19 protein-coding genes are annotated in these 24,506 nt (G+C 49.6%); 4 read left to right on the top strand and 15 right to left on the bottom strand.

Annotated elements, in window-relative coordinates:
* Positions 1-2: 2 nt before the first annotated feature.
* From FCL49_RS06860 to galU, 10 genes are all read right to left on the bottom strand, one after another.
* Positions 3-1,019 carry a polysialyltransferase family glycosyltransferase gene (locus FCL49_RS06860; RefSeq protein ID WP_174352930.1) on the bottom strand — a complete coding sequence of 339 codons (1,017 nt, stop codon included), beginning with the start codon at positions 1,017-1,019 and terminating at the stop codon, positions 3-5.
* A gap of 48 nt (positions 1,020-1,067) precedes the next feature.
* Positions 1,068-1,574: an acyltransferase gene (locus tag FCL49_RS06865; protein ID WP_174352931.1), complete on the bottom strand. Its 507-nt coding sequence runs from the start codon at positions 1,572-1,574 to the stop codon at positions 1,068-1,070.
* Positions 1,571-2,809 (bottom strand): lipopolysaccharide biosynthesis protein, encoded by a 1,239-nt coding sequence (locus FCL49_RS06870; RefSeq protein WP_174352932.1) that lies wholly within the window; start codon positions 2,807-2,809, stop codon positions 1,571-1,573. The genes FCL49_RS06865 and FCL49_RS06870 overlap by 4 nt, the downstream gene beginning before the upstream one ends.
* Positions 2,810-5,050, bottom strand: coding sequence for an N-acetylneuraminate synthase family protein (locus FCL49_RS06875; RefSeq protein WP_174352933.1), 2,241 nt, complete (start codon positions 5,048-5,050; stop codon positions 2,810-2,812).
* A 3-nt stretch (positions 5,051-5,053) separates the two neighbouring features.
* Positions 5,054-5,743: an acylneuraminate cytidylyltransferase family protein gene (locus FCL49_RS06880; protein ID WP_174352934.1), complete on the bottom strand. Its 690-nt coding sequence runs from the start codon at positions 5,741-5,743 to the stop codon at positions 5,054-5,056.
* 93 nt (positions 5,744-5,836) lie between these two features.
* A complete protein-coding gene (gene wzc, locus FCL49_RS06885) occupies positions 5,837-7,984 on the bottom strand; it encodes a tyrosine-protein kinase Wzc (protein ID WP_174352935.1) in 2,148 nt (715 codons plus the stop codon).
* 12 nt (positions 7,985-7,996) lie between these two features.
* A complete protein-coding gene (locus FCL49_RS06890; protein WP_112362372.1) occupies positions 7,997-8,431 on the bottom strand; it encodes a protein tyrosine phosphatase in 435 nt (144 codons plus the stop codon).
* An 11-nt stretch (positions 8,432-8,442) separates the two neighbouring features.
* Positions 8,443-9,579, bottom strand: coding sequence for a polysaccharide export protein (locus FCL49_RS06895; RefSeq protein WP_174352936.1), 1,137 nt, complete (start codon positions 9,577-9,579; stop codon positions 8,443-8,445).
* Positions 9,580-10,031: 452 nt separating this feature from the next.
* A complete protein-coding gene (locus FCL49_RS06900) occupies positions 10,032-10,925 on the bottom strand; it encodes a sugar phosphate nucleotidyltransferase (protein ID WP_174352937.1) in 894 nt (297 codons plus the stop codon).
* Positions 10,926-10,970: 45 nt separating this feature from the next.
* On the bottom strand, positions 10,971-11,870 hold the full coding sequence (gene galU, locus FCL49_RS06905; protein WP_174353479.1) for a UTP--glucose-1-phosphate uridylyltransferase GalU: 900 nt from the start codon (positions 11,868-11,870) through the stop codon (positions 10,971-10,973).
* 661 nt (positions 11,871-12,531) lie between these two features.
* Here galU and FCL49_RS06910 point away from each other — a divergent pair.
* A complete protein-coding gene (locus tag FCL49_RS06910) occupies positions 12,532-14,118 on the top strand; it encodes a TerC family protein (protein ID WP_174352938.1) in 1,587 nt (528 codons plus the stop codon).
* Positions 14,119-14,146: 28 nt separating this feature from the next.
* Here FCL49_RS06910 and dcuC read toward each other — a convergent pair whose 3' ends face one another.
* The 4 genes from dcuC to udk all read right to left on the bottom strand — a co-directional run bounded on the left by dcuC (position 14,147) and on the right by udk (position 18,931).
* Positions 14,147-15,505: an anaerobic C4-dicarboxylate transporter DcuC gene (gene dcuC, locus FCL49_RS06915; protein WP_017892176.1), complete on the bottom strand. Its 1,359-nt coding sequence runs from the start codon at positions 15,503-15,505 to the stop codon at positions 14,147-14,149.
* A gap of 196 nt (positions 15,506-15,701) precedes the next feature.
* Positions 15,702-17,537, bottom strand: coding sequence for an outer membrane assembly protein AsmA (gene asmA / locus FCL49_RS06920; RefSeq protein ID WP_174352939.1), 1,836 nt, complete (start codon positions 17,535-17,537; stop codon positions 15,702-15,704).
* A gap of 44 nt (positions 17,538-17,581) precedes the next feature.
* The gene (dcd, locus tag FCL49_RS06925; protein WP_012006010.1) at positions 17,582-18,163 is read right to left on the bottom strand and encodes a dCTP deaminase; all 582 of its coding nucleotides are present in this window, start codon (positions 18,161-18,163) and stop codon (positions 17,582-17,584) included.
* Between the two features lie 126 nt (positions 18,164-18,289).
* The gene (gene udk / locus FCL49_RS06930; protein WP_012006009.1) at positions 18,290-18,931 is read right to left on the bottom strand and encodes a uridine kinase; all 642 of its coding nucleotides are present in this window, start codon (positions 18,929-18,931) and stop codon (positions 18,290-18,292) included.
* 245 nt (positions 18,932-19,176) lie between these two features.
* Here udk and FCL49_RS06935 point away from each other — a divergent pair, with 245 nt between their 5' ends.
* A complete protein-coding gene (locus FCL49_RS06935; RefSeq protein ID WP_017892172.1) occupies positions 19,177-19,806 on the top strand; it encodes a phosphatase PAP2 family protein in 630 nt (209 codons plus the stop codon).
* 51 nt (positions 19,807-19,857) lie between these two features.
* Here the strand turns inward: FCL49_RS06935 and apbC are convergent, their stop codons facing one another.
* The gene (apbC, locus tag FCL49_RS06940) at positions 19,858-20,970 is read right to left on the bottom strand and encodes an iron-sulfur cluster carrier protein ApbC (protein ID WP_017892171.1); all 1,113 of its coding nucleotides are present in this window, start codon (positions 20,968-20,970) and stop codon (positions 19,858-19,860) included.
* Between the two features lie 160 nt (positions 20,971-21,130).
* On the opposite strand from apbC, the gene metG reads away from it, so the two are divergent.
* Both metG and FCL49_RS06950 read left to right on the top strand, forming a co-directional pair.
* The gene (gene metG, locus FCL49_RS06945) at positions 21,131-23,158 is read left to right on the top strand and encodes a methionine--tRNA ligase (RefSeq protein WP_174352940.1); all 2,028 of its coding nucleotides are present in this window, start codon (positions 21,131-21,133) and stop codon (positions 23,156-23,158) included.
* 198 nt (positions 23,159-23,356) lie between these two features.
* The gene (locus FCL49_RS06950; RefSeq protein ID WP_174352941.1) at positions 23,357-24,427 is read left to right on the top strand and encodes a sugar ABC transporter substrate-binding protein; all 1,071 of its coding nucleotides are present in this window, start codon (positions 23,357-23,359) and stop codon (positions 24,425-24,427) included.
* The last annotated feature ends 79 nt before the right edge of the window (positions 24,428-24,506 follow it).

Here is a 24,506-nt window from a genome sequence, read left to right on the forward strand (position 1 = left end):
AATCAAAATTTATCTTTAATCAGAGTGATATCTGCACTCTCATAAGTCTCATAATTTTTATAGATTGCGTCAACGAATCCTACCCACTCCGGTGACAGCACTTTTTTATCAAGAACATAAGCCGTTATTTTTATTTTTTCATCATAGATTTTAATCAGGTTGTCATATAACGAAGAATAAAAACCAGCTATTGAGGCTACATTCTCGCCCATAACTATGGGATAAACCTCAAATGGGAAGTCGAGACGTCTAACCTCAACATGCTGTCTAATAGCATCGATTTTCTCTTCCCGCTCGCGTCGATGTGGAATATATACTAACTCAACGCCTTCTTGATTCAATTTCAGGTCGTCGATCATTTTCAACGTTAGTTCTATATCATCAACTGAAGTCACCCCAGCTTCGTAAAGCGGCGTTCCGATAATGAATACCTTATTATCTCCCTGCGGCAGGGCAGCCAACTTCAGTTTGAAATTCTGATAATTATGTTTAACTATTCTGTCTTGTTGAGCGATATTGTTTTCAATGTTGTATACCGAGAAAAAGGTAATTTTCTCTCGCTCATTATTGGCCATACCTAAAGACTTAAGAAAAATAGACTTGGCGATATCTCTTACAGTAACGTTATTAGAACGTTTAATCCGGAGTGTAGCCGTACCGTCATCCAACAAGACAATATTTCTTTTAGGGAACTTGTTGGCCAACATCCAGAATACTCTTGCGCGGTATTCACCTGCGATCAATGTCACATTCTCTTTCGCGCTGACGTCTGACTTAACGCTCTTTAATTCCTTCCTGATATCGAGCACTTTACCTAAGTACCCTTCGACATCAATTGTTTTCAACGCCTTGTGTCTGATCATCTTCAATAAATACACGATCTGGCCATGATTCAATGCTGAGTTGGCCGAACGTTTATTCACGATCAGTAAATCGAGAGTGATGTTCTTAACATCTAAATACTCGATCAGGTTAAAAGCCTGCAATGGTGACTCTATATACGCAATGTGCTTACTCATATTTCTGATATCCGGTTATGGCTGCTGATGCAAACTTCCAAGCACTACTCAGTGGAACTTACCTTCAGCTTTAAGCTGCAAATAATGCTCGACATTGCGCTGTGAGAATGGCGTAGCCGGGTGTCCACCCGCAATAGCATAAGGTTGAATATCTTTTACAACAACGCTACCGGCCTGAATAATTGCACCTTCACCTACGGTAACTCCGGGTAGGATAATCACATTAATACCCAACCAGACGTTATCTCCAATATGAGTATCTTTAATTACATAAGTATGATCATACGGAATAGCAGTGCCGTTATGATTATGATTCTCTGTGATTATTACACAGCCAAAACCGCAGTGGAAATTATCACCAATGACAACGCCACCCTTTCCTACAACGGTCAATCCATTAGAATTGAAGTTGTTGCCAAGCATTGTTTTATTATTAACAATGGTCAAAAAATTAACCTTTGGTTCGCGACCACATTTCGCTGCAGTATTGATAACTTTAGAGCGATAACGTTGCTTACGTATACTGCGCAGCCATCGTTTCAAACTTGCTATCATCTTTTCCTCTCAATGCTAATTTGACGCTTACCATAAATAAAGGTCGCCACGCAGGCAAAAAGACTGGATACGGCATAGACGAAACAGAAATACTCTACCTTTATCGTCGTCATGGTAATGATAAAAATACCAACTAAATGCGTAACCATTGAACCCATGGTTATAATTGAGATCATTTTATTTTTACGATAATAAAAAAGAGAATGCGTAAAAATATAATATATAGAAAGAAATGCCGTGCCGGGCAGCAATATATTAAAGTAATAGATGGCGCGATTAAACTCAGCTTTAAACAAGTAAGGGAAAGCAAATGGCATAATAAAGAAATAAATAATACAGGCAACAATCACCAGACCTGTATAGCCATATTGAATTAGCTCAACACCTCTAAAGTCTTTTTCTTTCAATTTTCTATAAATGAATGGCTGAAACGCCTGATTAATTACACCGAAGAACAACATCACTATAGAAGTAAGCTGAAATGCCAGGCCGTAAACCCCGACTACTGCAGTGCTCATGTAATGTGCAATGAAAAATCGATCTATCGATGATTTTATCCAGTAACTGCCATGGTGCGGCAGCAGCGAAACGCCATAACTGATAATTTCTTTATAACGTTTGCGAACCGGTTCAAGTACAACACGTTCACCTTTGATTCTCTTATAAACAAAAAACTCATACGCTAGTTGAATACTGAAAAATGAAGCCGCGATGGCTATCAAACGCTGTCCTGGAGTAGCCGCAATCATTTCGAAAAGAGCGATCGTAAACAGAACGTTAAATGCAGAAAGTAGAAATTGTCCAATCGCAGCGACCTTGTAAGTCTGACTGATACGCAGATGCGACAGGTTAATAAAGTTAAGCGCTTGTGCCAAAGACGCCAGAACGACCAGGAAACCATCACTGAAACTTACTGATATATTCGCGACTAATGTAACAATATAGAATATTGCCACTAACAGTACACTCGAAGCTATCGCCAGCGTGATGTTATCTCTGCGGAACACCAGGGAACTCCCTTCCCCCTCTTGCATGTATTTGACCGGTAACAGACCCTGACCACTAAACGAAATAAAAATGATCAGCATCTGAATAACGGACAAATATAGAGTTAGCGCGCCGTATCCCGACGCGCCAAGGTGTGCTGTTAAATAAGGCAGTATGATGAAGCCTATGACCTTGCCGAGAATATCCCCTATCGACAAGGCCGCAGCGCCCATAATGACTTTGCTCATTTACAGATACTTTTCCAGGAAGTTAAGTGCGTGCCAGAATCCCTCTCCCTGATTTTTATGGCCTTGCCAGACTTCAGGAATGAACATCGCACCAGGAGCGTACCGCTGTAGATCATCAGCAAGCTCGTCAAAGTTCACATCACCTTTACCAATCTGAACGCCTTCGCCATCAACGCCCAAAGCATCAACAACGTGCATGTGCGCAGTGTAAGCACCAACCTTCTGGGTAAACTCATGAAGGTCCCATTGATAGTAGTTGCAGGCCATCATTGAGTGAGAAGTATCGTAGCAAATACGATAGTTATATTTTTCGCAGAATGCTTTAATCTCATCCGGATCAACAAACAGGTTATGGTAACTCTGACCACCAAAGTGCCATGGGAATGGCGGCATGGTCTGGATAATAATTTCCACACCTTCCTGATTAATCTCGCCTAACGTAGTACCAATGCGTTCATACATTGCCTTGCGAGCTTCTTTAGGCAAGAAACCTGTGGTGTTGAATCCACCGGCGTTAACCACGATAACCGGACGTTCGGTTTTCGGGAAATATTGCTTAAGCGCACGGGTCACATCACAAACACGCTGCAATTGTGCGATCGAATGGGCCAGATACGCCGGGTCTTCGGTTGCCAGATCCAGAATATGGTCGTTGGCAAACAGTTCTGGGCTATGTACTGCAAAGCCAATATCTTCAGTACCGGTGAAGAACTCGGTCAGATCCAGTTCCATGTCCTGATAGCTCAGGTGGAACTCAACAAAGTCCAGGTTGGATTTATTTTTCAGCTTACTGTAGTCGTGGTAACGAACTGGAATACCAAATGGACGGTCAAAATCATAATCTTTGGCTTCAATCGCCACATCGTTAAGATCTGACTCGTAGAAATAACCACCGGTTTCAAGATCTCGGTTGGCTTTTTTACCGACTAACTGTTCCATGTACAGAGGTTGTAAACCCTGGCCAGGACTTTTCACTTCAATCATATCGCGGGTGATGATTTCACCCTTTTTCAGGTCACGATTGATGATCAAACTTTTTGCCAGCGTTTCACGGTTGATCATTTCACCCTGAGTGATGGCACGCTCACCAGCCTGACCCATGGATTCTTCAACTTCACGAATACGCACAACCATCTCTTTAAATTCTGGTGGCAACAGTGAAACCTTGTGGTCATTGCCTTCCATGGATTTATCAATGGTGAAATGCTTCTCGATAACGCGTGCACCCAGTGCAGCTACGGCAATGGGTATAGAGATCCCACGTTCATGGCCTGAATAGCCAACCAGGCAACCGGTCACTTGCTGCAGTCGTTTGATATAAGCCAGGTTCACATCTTTGAATGGCGTAGGGTAGGTTGAGTTGCAATGAAGGATCACAAACTCAGCGCCTTTGGATTTCAAGAACTCAACCGAGCTTTTGATTTCTGCTTCGCTGCACATACCGGTGGAACAAATCAACGGCTTGCCGGTAGCAGCCAATGCACCCAGCATTTCGTGGTTGGTAAAGTCTGCAGAAGCAACTTTATAACCTTCCATACCGTACTCTTCCAAAATCTCAAGGCTCTTGAGATCCCATGGCGTACACAGCGGTGTCAGACCCTTGGTTTTGCAGTAATCGAACACTTCGATAAGTTCTTCATTGGAGAGCTGGAATTTTCTCAGCAAATCAATGGTATATTGCGCACCCAGATCGGCAGACTTATCTTTGTCGTTGCCGCCTTTATACAATGAACTCAGATCACGCATTTGGAATTTGACACAATCCGCACCGGCATCAACAGCCAGATCAACCAAGTGCTTAGCCAGTTTGATGTCGCCGTTATGGTTATTACCAATTTCCGCAATGATATAGCTCGGCGATGTATCGGTGATAGTGTGCTTACCAATGGTCAGCCCTTTTTCACTTTGCAACGCAACAGCGACCAGACGGCGATAGTCATCAACCAGAGGCAGAACATCAACGCCGTTAGTGAACAATGCTTCAATTTCAGGACGAGGCGCGTCAACTTTTTTATAGCGCACGTTCTGGTTCATAACTTCAGACATTTCACGACTCAGGTCGAAATCACCACTGGTGATCCAACGACGGAAGTCGCCATCTGAGAAGGAACCGCATAACTTACCGTCTTCAGTTACAACGAAAATAATGCGTTTTTTGTTTGAGTTGATTTTTTCCAATGCTTTGATGATTGTTTCTGTTTCAAACACCAAAAAATCGGATATTTTTTTCTGAATTAACATTAATTATCTCCCATTCCAATTCTGCAAAATCACTTCAACAACCGCCCAATCGAGCATGGTATCAATCTCAAAGCTTTCTTCTTCTGACATCTTATGCGCAACAACTTTTCCGCCAAGACGATTTCCGGTGCTCAAAAGAATTTCGCTTTTAGTTACGTAGATTGAACCATTTTCTTTCAGCTTAATATTTTCCGGCTTAATATCTTGGCGCCGTGGACGGTTTAAATAATCATAATAAGCTTTCGGATCATCTTCATTTTCCCAAAGGAAATGCCAAAATTCGCAGACACTCAATAATGAATCAGCTTTTTTATCAATAATCTTTTTGATCGCTACATCAATCGCATCGTCTTTACGAACTGGTGAGGTTGCCTGCAGCAGAACAGTAAATTCAGGTTTATAGTTCTCATGCTCCGCCAACCACTCTAAAGTGTGCAACAAAGCAGGTTCAGTGGCCGCAGTATCTACTGCCAAGTGAGCCGGACGCATAAAGGGAACTTCAGCACCATACTCTCTGGCAACTGCAGCGATATCCTCACAGTCGGTTGTAACAATAACACGATCAATTTGTGATGAATTCAGAGCCTGCTCAATACTCCAGGCAATTAAAGGTTTACCTGCAATTTCTTTAATATTTTTCTTAGGGATCCCTTTCGACCCACCCCTTGCCGGAATAATTGCAAGATTACTCATCTGATATCTCCGAAATTGGAATCTATAATTTATTGAACGGAACTAGAGGCTCCTAAAGAATAAGGAGCCTCTATTTTACGTAAGGAAGGGGATTTATTTATATTCGTACGCGTAGTAGCCGTAAGCGCTACCGGATTTATGTTCTACGGCATTAAGGATAATACCCTTAATTTCCATGCCATTTTGCTCGAAGCGGCGGATACTTACTTCAATCTCTTTCAGTGAGTTAACACCGTAACGCGCCACCAATAAAGTGGTCCCCACATTACGCGCCACAATTGCAGCATCTGTCACTGCCAATATTGGCGGAGTATCGACCAGGACGATGTCATATTCCTTACCTGCCCACTCAAGGAACTCCGACAGACGATTATGCATCAGCAGTTCTGAAGGATTTGGTGGAATTTTACCACGTGATATAAAGCTCAGATTCTCAATCGAAGTTTTTTTGATCGCCTGTTGCGCCGTTGCCTGTCCAGAAAGCACATCGGACAGACCTAAACCCAACTCACAATTCAACAATGAATGGGCATAACCTTTACGCATATCGGCATCAACTACCAAAATACGCTGGCCCGCCTGAGCAATAACAGCAGCAAGGTTAATACTGACAAACGTCTTACCAATACTTGGGCTAGCGCCCGAAATCATAAGAACGTTATTTTTGGCTTCCAAAGAAGCGAAATGCAAACTGGTACGCAAGCTTCTGACCGCTTCGATAGCCAGATCCGCTGGGTTACCCACAGCAAGCAGTGTGTAGCTTTTAGTACTGCTGCGCTTACCGGATAGCATCGTTTCACGGTCGCTTTTCTGTTGCCATTCAGATAACGGAATGCTGGCATAAACGTTGATACCCTGCTGTTCCAACTGCTCCGGGCTTTCGATGCCACGATGAAGCATGGTTTTCAGCAAGACAAATCCGGTAGAGAACAGACCACCCAACAGGGTAACAATCAAGACGATAATTGTTTTTTGCGGTTTAACCGGACGTGGTTGAGTGACTGCCGGATCAACAATACGTACGTTGCCTACAGTACTAGCCTTGGTGATGCCCAGCTCTTGCTGCTTGTTCAGCAATTGCATGTAAATTTCTTGCCCAGCCTGGACATCACGGGTTAAACGTAAAATTTCCTGCTGAGTCTTTGGCATGCCACTGACACGTTTGTTCAGCTTGTCCTTTTCCTGTTGTAACGTGACGCGTTTCTCCATAAGCGCCCGATATGCAGGGTGCTCTTTAGTATAAAGCTTGGAGATCTCCGCTTCCTTGAAAGTCAGTTCATTCAACTGAGCTTCAACGCCAACAATGGTATCCAATACCGATTTGGCCTCGAGTGACAAATCTACGGAGTCGTTGGCCTGGCGGAAACGATTGAGTTTCTCCTCAGCACTGTCTAATGAGCTACGCACCTCCGGCAATTGCTCTTTCAGGAAGTCCAGGCTTTTAGCCGCTTCCTCTGACTTGCGCTCAACGTTTTGCAACAGGTAGTTTTTACTGATGCCATCCAGGATTTTACGCACCAGAATCGGATCATCGCCAATCAAACTCAGAGCCAAGACTCCGGTATCCTTGCCTTTATCCTCAACAGTTAAAGCATCCAGCAAATTGTTGGTGGCAACCAAACGCTGCAGTTTAGCCACTTCAAATACGGTGCCAGGTTCAGCCGAGATTTCGCTAACCAATAAAGCCACCCCATGGGCGCTGGCTAACTCACCGACCTTCCCTTTGATAATTTCCGTGCCGTTTTTACTTAGCACATAGTTCTTATCATCAATGACTTTCAGTTCAAGCTCAATGTCATCCGCGTTTGACGGAACGTTAAGCCGGGACAATGCGATGCGTCCTGGCTCAACTCCGGTTAAACGCGCCCAGCCACGGCCAAACACTGGGAAAAATTTCTGCTGAACCACTGTGTCAAGATTCAAATCATCAACGGTTTTTCCCGTTACCATCCGCGATTGGATTAGCTCGATTTCCGTCGCGGAGCCCGGTTGGCCGCTAGGTAACATCTGGGATAAATCATTGACCAGTGAATTGCCGACGTTTTGTTCAACCTGAACCAAAGCGTCAGCTTGGTAGACTGGCGTCGCGAACAGTGAATAAATGATACCGGCGACAGAGAATAACGCTGTCACACCGATAATCAGCCACCGGTGGTCCAGTAAAGTCCCAAGCAAGCGACTTAGATCGATCTCGTCATTATTATTGGCCGTTGATAAGCCTGGTTTCGTATTATCAGTCATTGGAATCTCTGGTTAACGATTTAATGCCTGCGCCCATTTTTGGGCAGCATCATCAAGAAGGCGGTAAACAAACTCAAACGCTTCTGCGCTTTTTTTGTAAGGATCGGGCACTTCTTTTTGCCCCAGCCAGTGAGCAAAAAGCATCGTCTTCCCTCTGACTTCCGGCACTAACCGACAAACCGCATCGATATGGCCTTTTTCCATCACCAGAATCAGCGAATATTCCCGGCACATTTCTTTCGTCAGTTGCCTCGCCTCATGATGTTCTAGCGACAAATGGTGTTTTTCCGCAATGGCAATAGCGCTTTTGTCCGCAGGGTTGCCAACTAATGCGCTAATCCCGGCAGAGGCGATCTCTTTCTCTGGCAGATGCTGTTTCAGCAAACGTTCTGCCGTTGGAGAACGGCAGATATTACCTACACAAACAACCAGAATAGAATCAAACATTACCTACTCCTCTACGGCCAATTACGAACACGCAATGCGCCTTCCGTGAGATTGTTGAAACTATCAATGGTAGGTGCCAATTGAACGATCAGACGGTTCCAACGGGCGATCGGCGCGGCTGTAACATAAACAATATCATAAGGTTGCAGGTGGAATTCCGCCCCCATCACCAAGGCTGTCGCATCCGCCATGTTGAGCTGATAAATGTTTGCCAGCTTGTCACCCTGCGTACCATGCAGAGGGCGAATAACGAAGACGCCTGTCGCATCTGCCGCCGCCTGACTGATCCCCTGGGTATTACCCAAAGCCTCTGTCAAAGTCATGCCGCTGCGGTCCATCTTCAGTGTCGCCGGCGTTCTGACTTCACCCATGACAAACACTTTCAGGTCGTCATTGCGCGGCACGTAAAGAATGTCACCCGGGTAAAGCAGACGGTTCTGAGTCAAATCGCCATTCTGCATCAGTTGTTGCAGCGACAAGCTCGACTCTTTGCCATTGTGCGTCAACACAATGTTGCGCCAGTCTGCATTCTCCGTCAGACCACCTGCGGCATTGATAGCGTCCATCACCGTCAGAGGTACGTTGGTAATTGCTTGTTGGCCTGATTTAGACACTTCGCCTGTTACATAGGCTTTTTGGGAACGGAAAGCGGCGATATTGACATCAACCTGCGGGCTCTCAATATATTGAGCCAAGCGGGAAGCGATCTGATCGCGAATTTGGGTCACCGTTTTGCCTACCACGTTCACCTTACCGATGTAAGGATAGAAAATAGTGCCATCCGAATGGACCCAGTTGCCAGTATCACTGGCACTGCGATATTGCCCAGCAGGGGTGGTCAGTTCAGGGTGATCCCAAACGGTGACGTTAAGCACATCACCCACACCGATCCGGTATTCATAGGTACGCAGAGAAGCATCCAACTGGCCATTGGTTTGCGCTACTACTTTTGCTGGGCGCAACTTGTCCAGCAGCTTGGGTGTCATTGGGTAAATATTGACCATTTTGTCAATATCAAAGTCCGCATCTTCCTGCTTTACAACGTCTTTGCCGCTTGTAGAAAGGTGGGTTCCAGGAAACACGGTACAACCACTGATTACGCTGATGGAGATCAACAGCGGTATCATTTTCAATTGTCGTTTTGCCATCAAATTATCATCACTTTCAAAGTAAATGTATCTGCAAAGCTACAATGCTAGCCGACCATGGCTGCGTCTCTGTAACCTTACCAAAATGCCTCGGTTTATGTTCCCGTCCTGAAACGGAGGAAAACCTGTTGCAATAAATCTTTAACGTTTATCTGCTGTTGATGAATACAAAGATATTATTATTAACGAAGTAAAGTATTCAGCTTATGCTCACACTGGCGACTTCCTACAAGCGTTAACGGCAATTACCCTTATAAAACAGAAAGTTGCTGAGATTTTACAACCTGATTCACAAAGAAAAACCGCGAAGGCCAAACGGTAAGACAGCCTGTAATAGAATGTATACTAATATAAAAAATGAAACAGCGAAATTACCTAAGATTCAATGGGTGTGGCAAATTGCCCTGGCAGAGACTGAACTCGCTGCCAGGTAACCAAATATCGCATAGATCCTAGAGTGACAATTTTTCTGCCCACTCGCGAAATGCCTTGCCTTGGGTGGGGTGACGTAGCCCATAAGTAACAAACGCACGCAAGTAACCCATCTTCTCCCCACAGTTGAACGATTCCCCAACCAACTCTGTCGCTTCAACCGGTTTGTGCTTCAACAACTCGGCAATGGCATCTGTCAGCTGAATTCGCCCCCATACGCCCGGCTCGGTTTTCTCTAAAATCGGCCAAATATCAGCTGAGAGAACATAGCGCCCAACCGCAGAATAATTAGACTTCAACGGAACTTCATGGCCCGGTTTTTCTATGATAGAAGTCATCCGCGAGCTTTCACCAGGCTGCAGCTTGTTGGCTTCACATTCAACCACCGAGTAGTCGTGTAAAACATGCTCATCCGCAGCCTGAACCAGCACCTGGCTCAAGCCGGTCTGTTCAAAGCGAGTAATCATATGCGGCAGGTTGTCTTTCTTCAGGTCGGCTTTGGCGTCGTCAAGCAAGACATCCGGCAACAGAACTACAAAAGGTGAGTCCCCTACCAGCGGCTTGGCACAAAGCACCGCATGCCCCAAACCCTTTGGCTGCCCCTGACGAATATGCATTAGCGTTACGCCTTTTGGGCAAATAGATTGCACTTCATCAAGCAACTGGCGCTTTACGCGCGCTTCAAGCATCGCTTCCAACTCGAAGGAGGTATCAAAATGGTTTTCGATTGCATTCTTGGATGAATGCGTCACCAGGATGATCTCTTTGATCCCAGCAGCAACGCACTCATTAACTATGTATTGAATCAACGGCTTATCAACGATCGGCAACATTTCCTTTGGAATAGCCTTGGTTGCAGGCAGCATACGCATACCCAGACCTGCAACGGGAATGACAGCTTTTAACTTGGTCATGGTAATCCTCTTGATATCTTATGATCGTCTTCTCAGCCGTAACTCTTACTTGCTGTTAAGCGTTTGTTTTAGCCACTGGGTAAAATCTTCGCCTTCGGAGGCGTGACGCAGTCCGTATTGTACGAATGCCTTCATATAACCCAACTTATCGCCGCAGTCATGCGATTTTCCGCTCATATGAAAAGCCTCTACGGTTTCCTGCCCCATCAAGGCAGCAATGGCATCGGTCAACTGAATTTCATCGCCGGCACCCGGTAAGGTTTTTTCCAGCAGCGGCCAAATGTCAGCAGACAAAACATAACGGCCAACCACCGCCAGATTTGAAGGTGCATCCTCCAGGGCCGGTTTTTCCACCACGGCGGTCATTGGAGTACTCTCACCTGCTGACAACGCCGCACCACCACAATCAACGACGCCGTATTTCGAAACATCCTGTTCCGGTACCGGTTCCACCATGATCTGGCTAAAACCGGTATCAGTGAAACGTTGAATCATTTTGGCCAGGTTTTCTTTACGCAAATCGGCAGTTGAGTCATCCAGCAACACATCAGGTAACAACACCACAAAAGGATCTTCGCCGACCATCGGCTTGGCGCACAGAACCGCGTGGCCCAGACCTTTCGCTTGTCCCTGACGTACTTGCATTACTGTCACATCTGAAGGACAAATACTCTGCACTTCTTCCAGCAACTGGCGTTTGACCCGTGATTCCAGTACCGCTTCAAGCTCAAAAGAGGTATCGAAGTGGTTCTCAATAGCATTTTTGGAAGAGTGAGTTACCAGAACAATATCTTTAATCCCAGCGGCAACACATTCATTAACGATGTATTGGATCAGTGGCTTATCGACCACCGGCAACATTTCTTTAGGGATGGCTTTTGTCGCCGGCAACATACGAGTTCCCAGGCCTGCTACGGGAATGACAGCCTTCAATCTTTTTTGCATGTTTTTCATCCACATTCAATAATTATTACGTAGCTGAACCAAGCCGCTCATGAAGTCGGAAACGGGATAGTTGAGACACGCTACCGCCCTTGGCTTTCAGCTACCAATGTACTGTCATCGTTCTCTATAGGCGACCAGGTTCAGTCACGTTTTAATGTAAATCGAGGGACGTACTCTTTTGTTAATCGATAGTTAGATCACAAATGAAACAAAATAAATACGTCCTTATAACCAAACGATGATACTTGTAAATGTTTATATGGCTAAGATTCTTATACTATTGCCCTATCGATACAAGCCTAAGATACCCATTGGGTACCCTTTTCAGAATAAGACTACCCACAGGGGTAGACTCAGCAAAGTGTAGCAGTCAATGAAATCCATAATGGCTTGATTTTTAAAAATTATATTTACGCTGCTTTTATCAACAAACGTCTACCCCCATATTCCAAAAACTGACTTCCTTTTCAGAAAATTCCCCATTTCTCCTTGTGTCACATTCTGATCCTCTCCCGCATGGATGAATTTTTATGCATTCATTTTGCTTGGTTTTTTCATTTCGCAGGCAAGTCCCCCCAGTTTTAATGTTGAATTTTCCTGGCTCAACACCCATCATTCGTTTGCGGCATAAGCCGTCGAACTTACAGGTGAAATTGGGCGTATGGAATGGATCGCAGATCCAACAATTTGGGCCGGCCTGGCCACTCTGGTCGTGCTGGAAATCGTGCTGGGTATAGACAACCTTATCTTTATCGCCATCCTGGCGGAAAAATTACCAAAGCATCAAAGAGATAAAGCCCGTGTTGTGGGTTTATTGCTGGCGTTGCTGATGCGTCTGGCGTTATTGGCCTCCATCTCATGGTTGGCGACACTGACTCAACCGTTGTTTTTTGCCGGCGGACATCCCTTCAGCGGCCGCGATCTGATAATGCTGGTTGGGGGTATCTTCCTGCTGTTCAAAGCCACCATGGAGCTTAACGAACGGCTGGAAGGCAAAGATGAAGAGCAACAGGGCCAGCGCAAAGGCGCCCGCTTCTGGCCAGTGGTGGCACAAATCGTGGTGCTGGATGCGGTCTTCTCGCTCGACTCGGTGATCACCGCCGTCGGCATGGTCGATCACCTGGCAGTCATGATGCTTGCGGTTTGTATCGCTATCGGATTGATGTTGCTGGCCAGTAAACCGCTAACACGCTTCGTCAATGCCCACCCGACGATTGTCATCCTGTGTCTGAGCTTCCTGCTGATGATCGGTTTCAGCCTGGTTGCCGAAGGCTTTGGCTACCACATTCCGAAAGGTTATCTGTACGCTGCCATTGGTTTCTCAGTGATGATCGAAGCCCTGAACCAGCTATCGCAGTTCAACCGCCGCCGTTTCCTCTCGACAGCACGACCACTGCGCGAGCGCACCGCAGAAGCCGTGCTGCGCATGTTGAGCGGCAAGCATGAAGAAGCGGAAATCGACAACCAATCCGCCAACCTGTTGGCCGATAGCGGCAATGAAAGCGGCGAAATTTTCAACCAACAGGAACGCCATATGATAGAGCGCGTGTTGGGTATGGCGCAGCGTACGGTAAGCAGCATCATGACCTCCCGCCATGATGTGGAATACCTCGAGCTGAATGATCCGCAGGATAAGCTGACCCAATTACTGGAAAAAAATCAGCATACGCGCATTGTGGTGGTGGAAAACAGCGCCAGCGATGAACCTCTCGGTGTCATCCATACCATTGACGTGCTGAAGCAGCAGTTAGCCCAGGAGCCGCTCGATTTACGCGCGTTGGTGCTGCAGCCGCTGATTTTCCCCGAGCAGTTGACCCTGCTGAGCGCCCTGGAACAATTTCGCCAGGCACAGACGCATTTTGCCTTTGTCGTAGACGAATTCGGCTCGGTTGAAGGGATAGTCACGCTGACCGATGTGATGGAAACCATTGCAGGCAACCTGCCGGAAGCCGGAGAGGAAGTCGATGCCCGGCATGACATCGTGCAAAATGATGACGGAAGCTGGACCGCCAACGGCTATATGCCGCTGGAGGATTTGGTGTTGTATCTGCCATTACCACTGGAAGACAAGCGTGAGTATCACACGTTGGCCGGCCTGCTGATGGAGCACAGCCAGCGCATTCCTCAGGAAGGCGAGCAGTTGCGGATCGGTGACTACCTGTTTGAACCGCTGGAAGTCAGTAGCCACCGTATTTTGAAGGTAAAAATCACCCCGTTGTTGGTACCAGAACCAGACTACGAGGTTTAAACCAGGGCCGGGCATCGCCCGGCCGCTATTATAAATGCTGGGGAACCAGTAACTCCGTCGCCACAATCACCACGATCAACCCAACAATCACCGGTACCGAAGTTCGTTTCACCACTTCGAACGGCGAGATTTTTGCCATACCGGATACCGCCACCACCACCCCGGAAACCGGCGACAGGGTACGTCCCAGGTTCGAAGCCTGTAGCATCGGGATCACCAGATACGCCGGATTAACCCCCATCTGCGCCGCCAGTTTGGGAATCAGTTCTACGAAAGCATAGAAAGGGGCGTTGCCTGAACCGGTGGTCATTGCCGCCAGCATGGTAATCACCACCAGCACCAACATCATGATGATGCCGCCGGTACCGAACGACTGCGCCAGGCTGATCAGCCCGCTGATAAACCCGACGGTGCTCAAGCCCTGGGCGAACACGCCGGCAGCTACCAGCAGCATCACTACGCTGGCAAAAGCGTCCGCCATGCCGCGATAAGCGACTTCCAGACCGCTAAATACCTGTTTGGCACTGAAACTGCGCAGGAATTCAATCACCGCCGCCAACAGCATGCAGCCAACCAACACGGTGATGATATGCAGTTCCGGCCCCCATTTACCATCAAACACCAGCACGCCAAGGATGGGAGTAAAGGGTAGCACCGCGTAGAACCCCGGTGCATGCGTGGTGATTTCACTCACATCCATAATGTGATGCTGTTCATTGGCCTTTTTGTCCAGGTAACGCTGCCAAAAGAAATGCGCAACCGCCATGCAGACAATCGCCGCAATCGAGATCGGTAAAGTAGTTTTAAAGGCGAAATCAACCAAGGGCATTTCCGCCGCCTTGGCGGCCAGTACCACATCACCCGAGGTTGGAGCCAGAATAATCGCCGCAGGGGAAGCACAAATCGCCGCAGCCGCACCACGGCTGATACCCACGTTGACCATCAACGGGAAGAGCGTAGCCATCAACAATACGCCCAGGCCCGTGGCAGAGGAGACCGCCAGTGACATCAGACAGGCAACAAAATAGGCCGCCACCATCAAAAGGTAGGGAGAGTTGATCATTTGCAGCGGACGGGATGCCAGCTTGACCACCACATCATTGGCACCAATGTGAGTCATATAGGCCGCAAATCCGCACAGCATCATAATCATCATGCCAAGATCGCCACCACGGCTCATCAGCAGAATTTTGACGTATTCAATGATGTCAGTCGCGCGCCATCCGGTAGATGTGGCGCTGGCAGGCAACAGACTTTTGCCCATCAGGGCACTGATGGCCAACAGCAACAGGCCGCCCACCATCAATACGCCGGTGGCAGAGTAACCTTTGATGATGTAACGGCCAACGCCTGCCGCGACAACCGCCCCGATCAGAAGCTCTATCATATTCCCTCAACTTATCATTTTCGTTTTTGACCGTGCCAAAGCGTATAAATCGCTTAACTGCGCACACTCTGCACAAACTCAGGCACAGACGTCATGATATCCGTCAAAGTTACGGGAGGAAATTATTGGGAAAGGGAAATACTCTGGCGAGGTTTACTGAGAGTGCAGGCCAGCGCCCGGCCTGCACTCTCAAAGATTAGAGCTTATCGAGCAGTTTTTTAAGATCCTGGCCTTCGCGCGAATCCTTGTTTTTATCGGCCCACTTGTTCAACGCGTCCTTCGCCCGGTTCTGCAGCGTTTTCCGCAAGACCTGGTCGACCTGCAATTGATAGTTAAGTTGGTTCCATGGGCCGTAAACCCGCAGTGGGATCGGCGTTTTCTGCAACTGTTCAATCAGATCGCTACGCCCTTGCCAGCCGCCAGTTACCCGAACGTTAAGCGTCATATCACACTGTTTACCCGGCATGTCTACCGTCCCATTGCCGCTCAGATTTAACAACGGAGAATCTGCACCCAACTCGGTAATTTTTACCGTGCCGCGATCCAGGCTGGCATTAGCCGACAACTGTTTCACTTCGGTATAACGCTGATAATCTTTTTGTCCACTCACGCTGTTATCATTGCGCGCCACGGCTTGCTGAATCAGTTGCTGAATATTCAGACCGTGTAACTGCGCGTCCTGCATCGCCAGCTGAGCAGTGCCCTGCCAGCGCCGTTCAAACGACTGCGACGTCAGGCGATCGCCGGTTAAATCCCCTTCCATGCTGAATTTCCCGGTCATGATTTGCGGCATCTCAAACGCCTTCAAAATGCTGCCAAGTTCAACCTGCTTCACCACCGGCTGCACGGTAATCACCGGCCTGCGGCCACGCGCATCCAGAGTGCCTGGTAAAGCGAAATCACCACCGGCTACCTGCCCGGAGAACGAATGCAGCGTTAACAGGCCCTGTTGGTTTTCCGCCTGGGTCGAAAGATGGGTAATGTTCATACCGCGGTAGGTGAGTTGATCCACACTCAAATTGAGCTGTGCGTTAAAATCTCGCAGCACCTCCAAATTTTGCTGAGGATCGTCCATCTGGCTGGCAATGACCGGCGAGGAAGTGACATTCTGCTCTTGCTGCACTGGCGAACTACTGGACTGCCAGCCGGTAAAGGCGTCAAAATTCACCGCCGCAGACGTCAGGTTAAGCGTATAGGCCGGTATCTCACCGAACTGAATACTGGCGCCACCGCTAAAGGTACTGTCATTGGCACCCAGGCTCAGTTGGCTAAGTGTCACTTGCTGCGGCGTCTGTTGATAGACCACTTGAGTGCTGCCGTCGCCTTTAATACCACCGGCCAGGATGTCTGCACCTTCCAGTTGGTAACTGAATTGGGTGACATTGGCTGCAATTCGCCGTGGATATTGCTGCAGATCGATATCTGCGGCCAGGTTGAAGGTCAAGTCGCGCTGATTGCGGTTTACCCGGCTGGAAAGTTCCATTTGCGCCTGGCGTTTGGCATTTTGTTGCAGGGTAAGATTAATATCGCGAACGTTGATCTGTTCGTTATTGGCGCGTTGCCAAATCAGCAGGCTATCCACCACCCGCAGATTATCGATGTCAAATTTCCAGGGCGTATCTACCGGCTCTTCGGAGTGGCTCGCAGGCGCGATAGGCGCATCCGGTTGATTTTGTTCTTCACTTTCAGGAGTCAGGCGGATCACGGCGTTTTTCAGCATCACCTGTTTCACAAACAGTTGATGCGACAACAACGGCAGCAGTTTGACATCAAGGCGCATATTATCTGCGCTGATCACCGGTGCTTTGGCTCCGGGCGCAGTCAAGGTCATGCGACCGGCCAGAATGCTGAGCTGCGGCCAGATATGCCAGCGCAAATCGCCATCCAGCGTCAGATGATAACCACTCTTTTTCTCGACTTTCGTGACCATGTAGGCACGAAAATCATTCGGATTTACCAACAGTACCAGCGCAGACATCCCCGCCAGCAACACCACCAGCAAAATCACCAAAGTCGTCAGTAATCTTCTCATGCCATCCTCTTGTCAGCGCCACACCGACCGTGCTTCCAGCGCTGTTAATCCTTGTCGATTCGACTGGCTACTGCGCCCTGCTGATCGCGGTATTTTGCATCCTGGCGGCTATTATAAGGACGTGCCGCAGGCCCGGACAGCGGTTCAAAACTCAGTGCGCCGATCAGCATGCCCGGACGCAATGCCAGTGGCAGCTTACCTGAATTATAGAACTCCAGGACAATTCGGCCCTGCCAGCCTGGATCGATACGGTGCGCGGTAACATGAACCATCAGGCCCAGACGCGCCAGGGAAGAACGCCCGTCCAGCCAACCCACCAAATCGTTTGGCAGCGTGACCGACTCCAGCGTGACCGCCAGCGCCAATTCCCCCGGATGCAGGAAGAAAGCCTCTCCTTCCGGCAGAACAATTTCATCACTCATCACGCGATCCAACGCGGCACTGACTTCATCTTTCGGCCCGCTAAGGTCGATAAAGGCAGCGGTATGGCCACGAAAAACGCGGAACTGATTGCCTAAACGGACATCCACTGTGGCCCCGTTAATACGCTCAATCGGCGGACGCGGCGAAATCACCAGTTTTTCGCAATCCAGCCAGGCTTCTATATCACGGTCGCACAGTCTCATTTATTCATCTCCATCAAGGCGTGTCACTAAAACAAAAATTGCCACACAACGGGCAAAAGGTCTACGCCGCGGCGTAAATAGTTGCCCGTCGGCCGGAAACACGGGGTTTCCGGCCATTGGATAGCATTACTCGAAGAACTGGCTGATTTTGGCTTTCAGAATATCGATCGCAATGCGGTTTTTACCCCCGCGCGGGACGATAATATCGGCGTATTGTTTGGAAGGATCGATAAACTGCAGGAACATCGGACGGACGGTTTTCTGGTATTGCGCCATTACCGAATCCATCGAACGGCCACGTTCATTCACATCACGCTTCATACGGCGCATCAGGCAAATATCCAGCGGCGTATCAACGAAGATCGAGAAGTTCATTTCCTGACGCAGACGGATATCCGTCAACAGCAGGATCCCCTCAAGAATAATCACCTTTTTCGGTTCCAGGTGAATGGTCTCTTTCTTACGCGTGTGCTCGGTGTAACTGTACAAGGGTAACTCTATCGCCTTGCCTGATTTCAGCATTTGCAGATGCTGAAACAGCAGGTTGTGGTCCATGGCGCTCGGGTGGTCATAGTTTGTCTTGACCCTTTCTTCCATGGTCAAGTGAGTCTGGTCTTTGTAGTAACTGTCTTCAGGAATAACGCCGATATGTTCATCGCCAACCTGATCGCGAAGTTCACGATACAACGTACTGGCGATAAGGCTTTTTCCGGAGGCAGATGCGCCAGCTATACCAATAATGACGCACTGATGCGGCTTGTCAGTCATAAAATTGAAGACCTGATTTCGTAGTGTGAAGGGGGGGAACTAAAACGCGTCAATTATAGGGAGTTAGCGGCCATAGCGCCAGCCTATATTACCGCCGCCAGGCCGCTATATCGGGTTATTTCGTCGGATTGGTCTGCCACGATTTTCAGATGATTGCTTCTAGGGCTATCGGGCATGCCGGGGTAAACTCGGTGACTTGATGATAATCCTGACAATTGGGATGCCTTATTTCACCGGAGACCGACGTGCTGGACTGGTATTTTCTGACATTTTTTGGCGACAGTATGTTGTTACTGCCGTGCTCATTGATTCTCTTTGTCGTATTAGTCGTGCCACCAGCCACCCGAACCGCAGGTTGGCAATGGGCGCTGATTTTCGGCGGTGCCGGCGGCGTGGTATGTGCCTCCAAACTGGCCTTTATGGGCTGGGGCATCGGCATTGAAAGCTATGACTTTACCGGCTTTAGCGGTCACTCTGCGCTGGCGGCCAGTATCTGGCCGGTGTTCCTCTGGACGCTGACCGGGCGTTTTTCACATGCGGTGCGCAGTATGGCGCTGGTGGCCGGTTTGGTATTGCCCCTCACTATCGGGTTATCGCGGCTGGCCATTCAGGTGCATTCGCCTTCGGAAGTAGTGAGCGGATTAGTGTTGGGTTATCTGGCCAGCACGCTGTTCCTGTGGTTACAGCGTGGCAAACCGCGTCCGCAGCTTTCCTGGTTACGGATCATCTGCGCATTGGCTTTACCGCTCGCCCTGATGGGCAACCGGCAGCCGGCACCGACGCAGGGCCTGTTGGAACATATTGCCACCGCCCTAGCGCATATCGAACGCCCTTATACCCGAGCTGATCTGCACAAACACCTTACGACCCCCTAAACAAAACCCCGGCACATGTCCGGGGTTGTTTTCTGGCAGGCGTTAAGTGAATTACAAGGCGCGGAAAGAGATTTCCGTCGGAATAGCTTCACCCTGCCAATACATCTGCGCGGCAACGCGACCGGCAAGCTGGCGATACAGCTCGGCAAATTCGCTGTCCGGGCGGCTTATCACCGTCGGCTCGCCACGATCCAAATCTTCGCGCAGTGAAATATGCAGCGGCAATTGCCCCAGCAGGCGGCTATGGTACTTCTTCACCAGCTTCTCCGCCCCACCGGTACCGAAAATGGGCTCGTGGTGTCCGCAGTTGCTGCAAATATGCACACTCATATTTTCCACGATGCCCAGTACCGGCACATGAACCTTCTCAAACATCACAATGCCCTTGGCGGCATCGAGCAACGCGATATCCTGCGGCGTGGTGACCACCAATGCTCCGGTAACCGGAATGTTTTGCGACAGCGTCAACTGAATATCACCGGTACCCGGTGGCATATCCAGCACCAGATAGTCCAGATCCGGCCACAAGGTATCCTGCAACAATTGCATTAACGCCTTGCTGGCCATCGGACCGCGCCACACCATGGCATTATCGTCGGTCACCAGATAGCCAATAGAGTTGGTTGCCAAACCGTGCGCCAGGATCGGTGCCATATGTTGCCCATCCGGCGAGGTTGGACGCTCGTTCTCGGTGCCCAGCATATTCGGGATCGACGGGCCATAAATGTCGGCGTCCAGAATACCGACCTTGGCCCCTTCCGCAGCCAGCGCTAACGCCAGGTTAACCGCCGTGGTGGATTTCCCCACCCCGCCCTTACCGGAACTGATGGCGATGATATTACGCACCCCCTTGATACCGGCCTGATCGTTGGCGCGTTTCAGAGTAGTAATGTCGTGCTTCAGTTTCCAGTCGATCGCTTCAGCACCGGTCACGCGCAGCAATTCTGCACTGACGCTGTCTTTCAGCACCTCAAAACCGCTCTGCCAGGCGAATGGCATGATCAGTTCAATGTGCAGCACATGATCCAACAACGCGCAGTGGTGAATTGCCTTCAGCGCGGTCAGGTTGTTTTTTAACGTCGGGTGTTCAAAGGCGGCCAGTACACCGGTCACCAGGGCACGCAGAACTTCGGGGTTGGTCTGCTCGGGGGATTTTGTGCTCATCCCGGCTCCTTGATTTTGAATGGATAGCTTCCCGCTAAGCATATCAGAACTGCAGGCCGGTCGGCGCATGTCTGTATAAAGAAACCGCCCTAGCCGTGGCGGGCGCGATCGGGTAACATCAAAGACCCTTTTTATTCATTACAGAAACCAAGTTCTCACTATGCCTCAAGTCGCGAAAAAATTATTGGTGACGTGCGCGCTGCCGTACGCAAATGGTTCCATCCATCTCGGCCACATGCTCGAGCACATCCAGGCAGACATCTGGGTTCGTTACCAACGAATGCGCGGCAACGAGGTTCATTTCATCTGCGCGGACGACGCGCACGGCACGCCGATCATGCTGAAAGCTCAGCAGTTGGGCATCAAGCCGGAAGAAATGATTGCGGAAATGAGCCAGGAGCACCAACAGGATTTCGCCGGTTTTGGCATCAGCTATGATAACTATCATTCAACCCATAGCGATGAGAACCGTGAGCTGTCGAACCTGATTTACGGCCGCCTGAAAGAAAACGGTTTCATCAAGAACCGCACCATTTCTCAGCTGTACGACCCGGAAAAAGGCATGTTCCTGCCTGACCGCTTCGTCAAAGGCACCTGCCCGAAATGCAAATCGCCGGATCAATACGGCGATAACTGCGAAGTTTGTGGCGCAACCTACAGCCCGACCGAACTGATCGATCCGAAATCCGTGGTTTCCGGTGCAACGCCGGTGCTGCGTGATTCCGAGCACTTCTTCTTTGATCTGCCGTCGTTCAGCGAAATGTTGCAGGCCTGGACCCGTTCCGGCGCGCTGCAAGAGCAGGTAGCGAACAAGATGCAGGAATGGTTTGAGTCCGGTCTGCAACAGTGGGATATCTCCCGCGATGCGCCGTATTTCGGCTTTGAAATCCCGGATGCCCCAGGCAAATACTTCTACGTCTGGCTGGATGCGCCAATCGGCTACATGGGTTCATTCAAAAACCTGTGCGACAAGCGCGGCGATCTGGACTTTGACGAGTTCTGGCGCAAGGACTCCACCACCGAGCTGTATCACTTTATCGGCAAGGACATCGTTTATTTCCACAGCCTGTTCTGGCCGGCCATGCTGGAAGGCAGTAACTTCCGCAAACCGACCAACCTGTTCGTACATGGCTACGTGACGGTAAACGGCGCCAAGATGTCCAAGTCTCGCGGCACCTTTATCAAGGCCGGTACCTATCTGCAACACCTGGATGCCGACTGCCTGCGTTACTACTACGCCGCCAAGCTGTCTTCACGCATTGACGATATCGACCTGAATCTGGAAGATTTCGTGCAGCGGGTGAACGCCGACATCGTGAACAAGGTGGTTAACCTGGCTTCGCGCAACGCCGGCTTTATCAGCAAGCGTTTTGGGGGGCAACTGGCCGACAAGCTGGCCGACCCGGCGCTGTACCAAACCTTCGTTGATGCGGCACAAAGCATCGCCGAAGCCTATGCCAGCCGTGAGTCCGGTCGCGCAATCCGCGAAATCATGGCGCTGGCCGATCTGGCAAACCGCTATGTGGATGAGCAGGCGCCGTGGGTAGTGGCCAAACAGGAAGGCCGCGATGCGGATTTGCAAGCTATTTGCTCAATGGGTATCAACCTGTTCCGCGTACTGATGACTTACCTGAAACCGGTAATGCCGTCACTGACTGAACGCACCGAAGCCTTCCTTAATTGTGAGCTGAGCTGGGACAGCATCCCGCAGCCGTTGCTGGGCCATCAGGTTAATACATTCAAAGCCCTGTTCAACCGTATCGATCTGGACAAGGTAAATGAGATGGTCAGCGCTTCGAAAGAAGATATGGTAGCGGCGAAAGTGGTCACCGGCCCACTGGCTGAGGATCCGATTCAGGACACCATCACCTTTGACGATTTCGCCAAGGTTGATATGCGTATTGCCCTGATCAAGAGCGCCGATTTTGTCGAAGGTTCGGACAAGCTGTTGAAGCTGCAGTTGGATCTGGGTGGCGAAATGCGCCAGATCTTCTCCGGTATTCGTTCCGCTTACCCGGATCCAAAAACGCTGGAAGGCCGTCTGACCATCATGGTTGCCAACCTTGCGCCACGCAAAATGCGCTTCGGTATCTCCGAAGGCATGGTGATGGCTGCCGGCCCGGGCGGAAAAGAAATCTTCCTGCTTAGCCCGGACAGCGGTGCACAGCCAGGGATGCAGGTGAAGTAACACCCGCTACCACGGTCATAAGGGTCGAGCTTGCTCGGCCCTTTTTATTTGATCCCCCAAAGTACCTGCTCCAGCCCCTTCCCAAGAGAATCCTTTCGGTTCCAATGCTCCGACATTAAAGTAGACGTCCAGAAGGAAAGACTGCTATAAATAGCCACTTACCGGGATAGTTCTCACCTGCTTTCGGAGCCAATAATAATGAAAACCCTAAAGACCCCGCTGCTGGCCATTGGCCTGCTGACCACTCTGCCGTTGTTTGCCGCAGAAATCCCTGCGCCGGTGCCCACCGCCATCGCTCAACATCAGGGTCCGATTCGCATTGCGGTGATCCGCAATCTGGGCTCCGACGACAACACCACTCAGTTTCTGGCCGGCACCCTCCAGGAAGGCCGTAAACTGGGTTTTAAGGTGGATACCTTCCTCAGCAACGGTGACGACGCACGCTTTCAGGATTTCGTGAATCAGGCCATCAGCCAGAAGTATGACGGCATTATTCTCTCGCAGGGCCGCGCGCCCTATTCCACCGATCTGGTCAAACGCATTACGGCGGCGGGTATTGCCGTATCCGCCTTTGATACCGACATCAGCGGCAGCATCCCCGGCGTGACCGTTTCACAGCAGGATGACGCCTCGCTGGCCAATGAGTCTTTCGGTCAGTTAATCAAGGATTTCAACGGCAAGGCCAATATCATCAAACTCTGGGTGGCCGGTTTCCCGCCGATGGAACGCCGCCAGGCCGCTTATCAACAGTTACTGAAACAGAACCCTGGCATTCACGAGCTGGAATCAATTGGTGCGGTGTCATCCGACGTACAGGGTGATACCGCCAACAAGGTCGGCGCCGTACTGGCCAAATATCCGAAAGGCAAGATCGACGCCATTTGGGGCACCTGGGATGCCTTCAGTCAGGGTGCCTACAAGGCGTTGAAAGAGAATGGCCGTACCGAGATCAAACTGTACAGCATCGACATCTCTAATCAGGATTTGCAGCTGATGCGCGAAGCCAACAGCCCGTGGAAAGTCAGCGTGGCGGTGGACACCAAACTGATCGGCGCAATCAACCTGCGTCTGGTGGCGAACAAAATTGCCGGGGAACCGACGCCGGCAACCTACGAATTTAAAGCCGCCGCTATTCCACAGGCACTGCTGGTCAGCCAGCCGGGGCCGGTCAACGTCGCCGGCCTGGCCAAAATCATCCCGGGCTGGGGCAGCAGCGACGCGTTCATTCAGCCCTGGTTCGCCACGCTGCAGGCTAAAACGGGCAAATAATTTAAATCCTGCATATACTCAGGCAGATTATAGGGGCGGATATCTTCGCCCCCTACGGTTACCCACACCAAATTAATCA

It is taken from the genome of Serratia proteamaculans, assembly GCF_013337185.1.
GTDB classification, from domain to species: domain Bacteria; phylum Pseudomonadota; class Gammaproteobacteria; order Enterobacterales; family Enterobacteriaceae; genus Serratia; species Serratia proteamaculans_D.

Coding starts and splice junctions, on each gene's coding strand:
- dcuC (WP_017892176.1), bottom strand. CDS start 15,505: ATGATAGAGCTTCTGATCGGGGCGGTTGTCGCGGCAGGCGTTGGCCGT.
- FCL49_RS06870 (WP_174352932.1), bottom strand. CDS start 2,809: ATGAGCAAAGTCATTATGGGCGCTGCGGCCTTGTCGATAGGGGATATT.
- FCL49_RS06865 (WP_174352931.1), bottom strand. CDS start 1,574: ATGATAGCAAGTTTGAAACGATGGCTGCGCAGTATACGTAAGCAACGT.
- FCL49_RS06875 (WP_174352933.1), bottom strand. CDS start 5,050: ATGTTAATTCAGAAAAAAATATCCGATTTTTTGGTGTTTGAAACAGAA.
- FCL49_RS06895 (WP_174352936.1), bottom strand. CDS start 9,579: ATGGCAAAACGACAATTGAAAATGATACCGCTGTTGATCTCCATCAGC.
- FCL49_RS06860 (WP_174352930.1), bottom strand. CDS start 1,019: ATGAGTAAGCACATTGCGTATATAGAGTCACCATTGCAGGCTTTTAAC.
- FCL49_RS06890 (WP_112362372.1), bottom strand. CDS start 8,431: ATGTTTGATTCTATTCTGGTTGTTTGTGTAGGTAATATCTGCCGTTCT.
- FCL49_RS06880 (WP_174352934.1), bottom strand. CDS start 5,743: ATGAGTAATCTTGCAATTATTCCGGCAAGGGGTGGGTCGAAAGGGATC.
- asmA (WP_174352939.1), bottom strand. CDS start 17,537: ATGAGAAGATTACTGACGACTTTGGTGATTTTGCTGGTGGTGTTGCTG.
- FCL49_RS06910 (WP_174352938.1), top strand. CDS start 12,532: ATGGAATGGATCGCAGATCCAACAATTTGGGCCGGCCTGGCCACTCTG.
- FCL49_RS06900 (WP_174352937.1), bottom strand. CDS start 10,925: ATGACCAAGTTAAAAGCTGTCATTCCCGTTGCAGGTCTGGGTATGCGT.
- dcd (WP_012006010.1), bottom strand. CDS start 18,163: ATGAGACTGTGCGACCGTGATATAGAAGCCTGGCTGGATTGCGAAAAA.
- FCL49_RS06950 (WP_174352941.1), top strand. CDS start 23,357: ATGAAAACCCTAAAGACCCCGCTGCTGGCCATTGGCCTGCTGACCACT.
- metG (WP_174352940.1), top strand. CDS start 21,131: ATGCCTCAAGTCGCGAAAAAATTATTGGTGACGTGCGCGCTGCCGTAC.
- apbC (WP_017892171.1), bottom strand. CDS start 20,970: ATGAGCACAAAATCCCCCGAGCAGACCAACCCCGAAGTTCTGCGTGCC.
- wzc (WP_174352935.1), bottom strand. CDS start 7,984: ATGACTGATAATACGAAACCAGGCTTATCAACGGCCAATAATAATGAC.
- galU (WP_174353479.1), bottom strand. CDS start 11,870: ATGCAAAAAAGATTGAAGGCTGTCATTCCCGTAGCAGGCCTGGGAACT.
- udk (WP_012006009.1), bottom strand. CDS start 18,931: ATGACTGACAAGCCGCATCAGTGCGTCATTATTGGTATAGCTGGCGCA.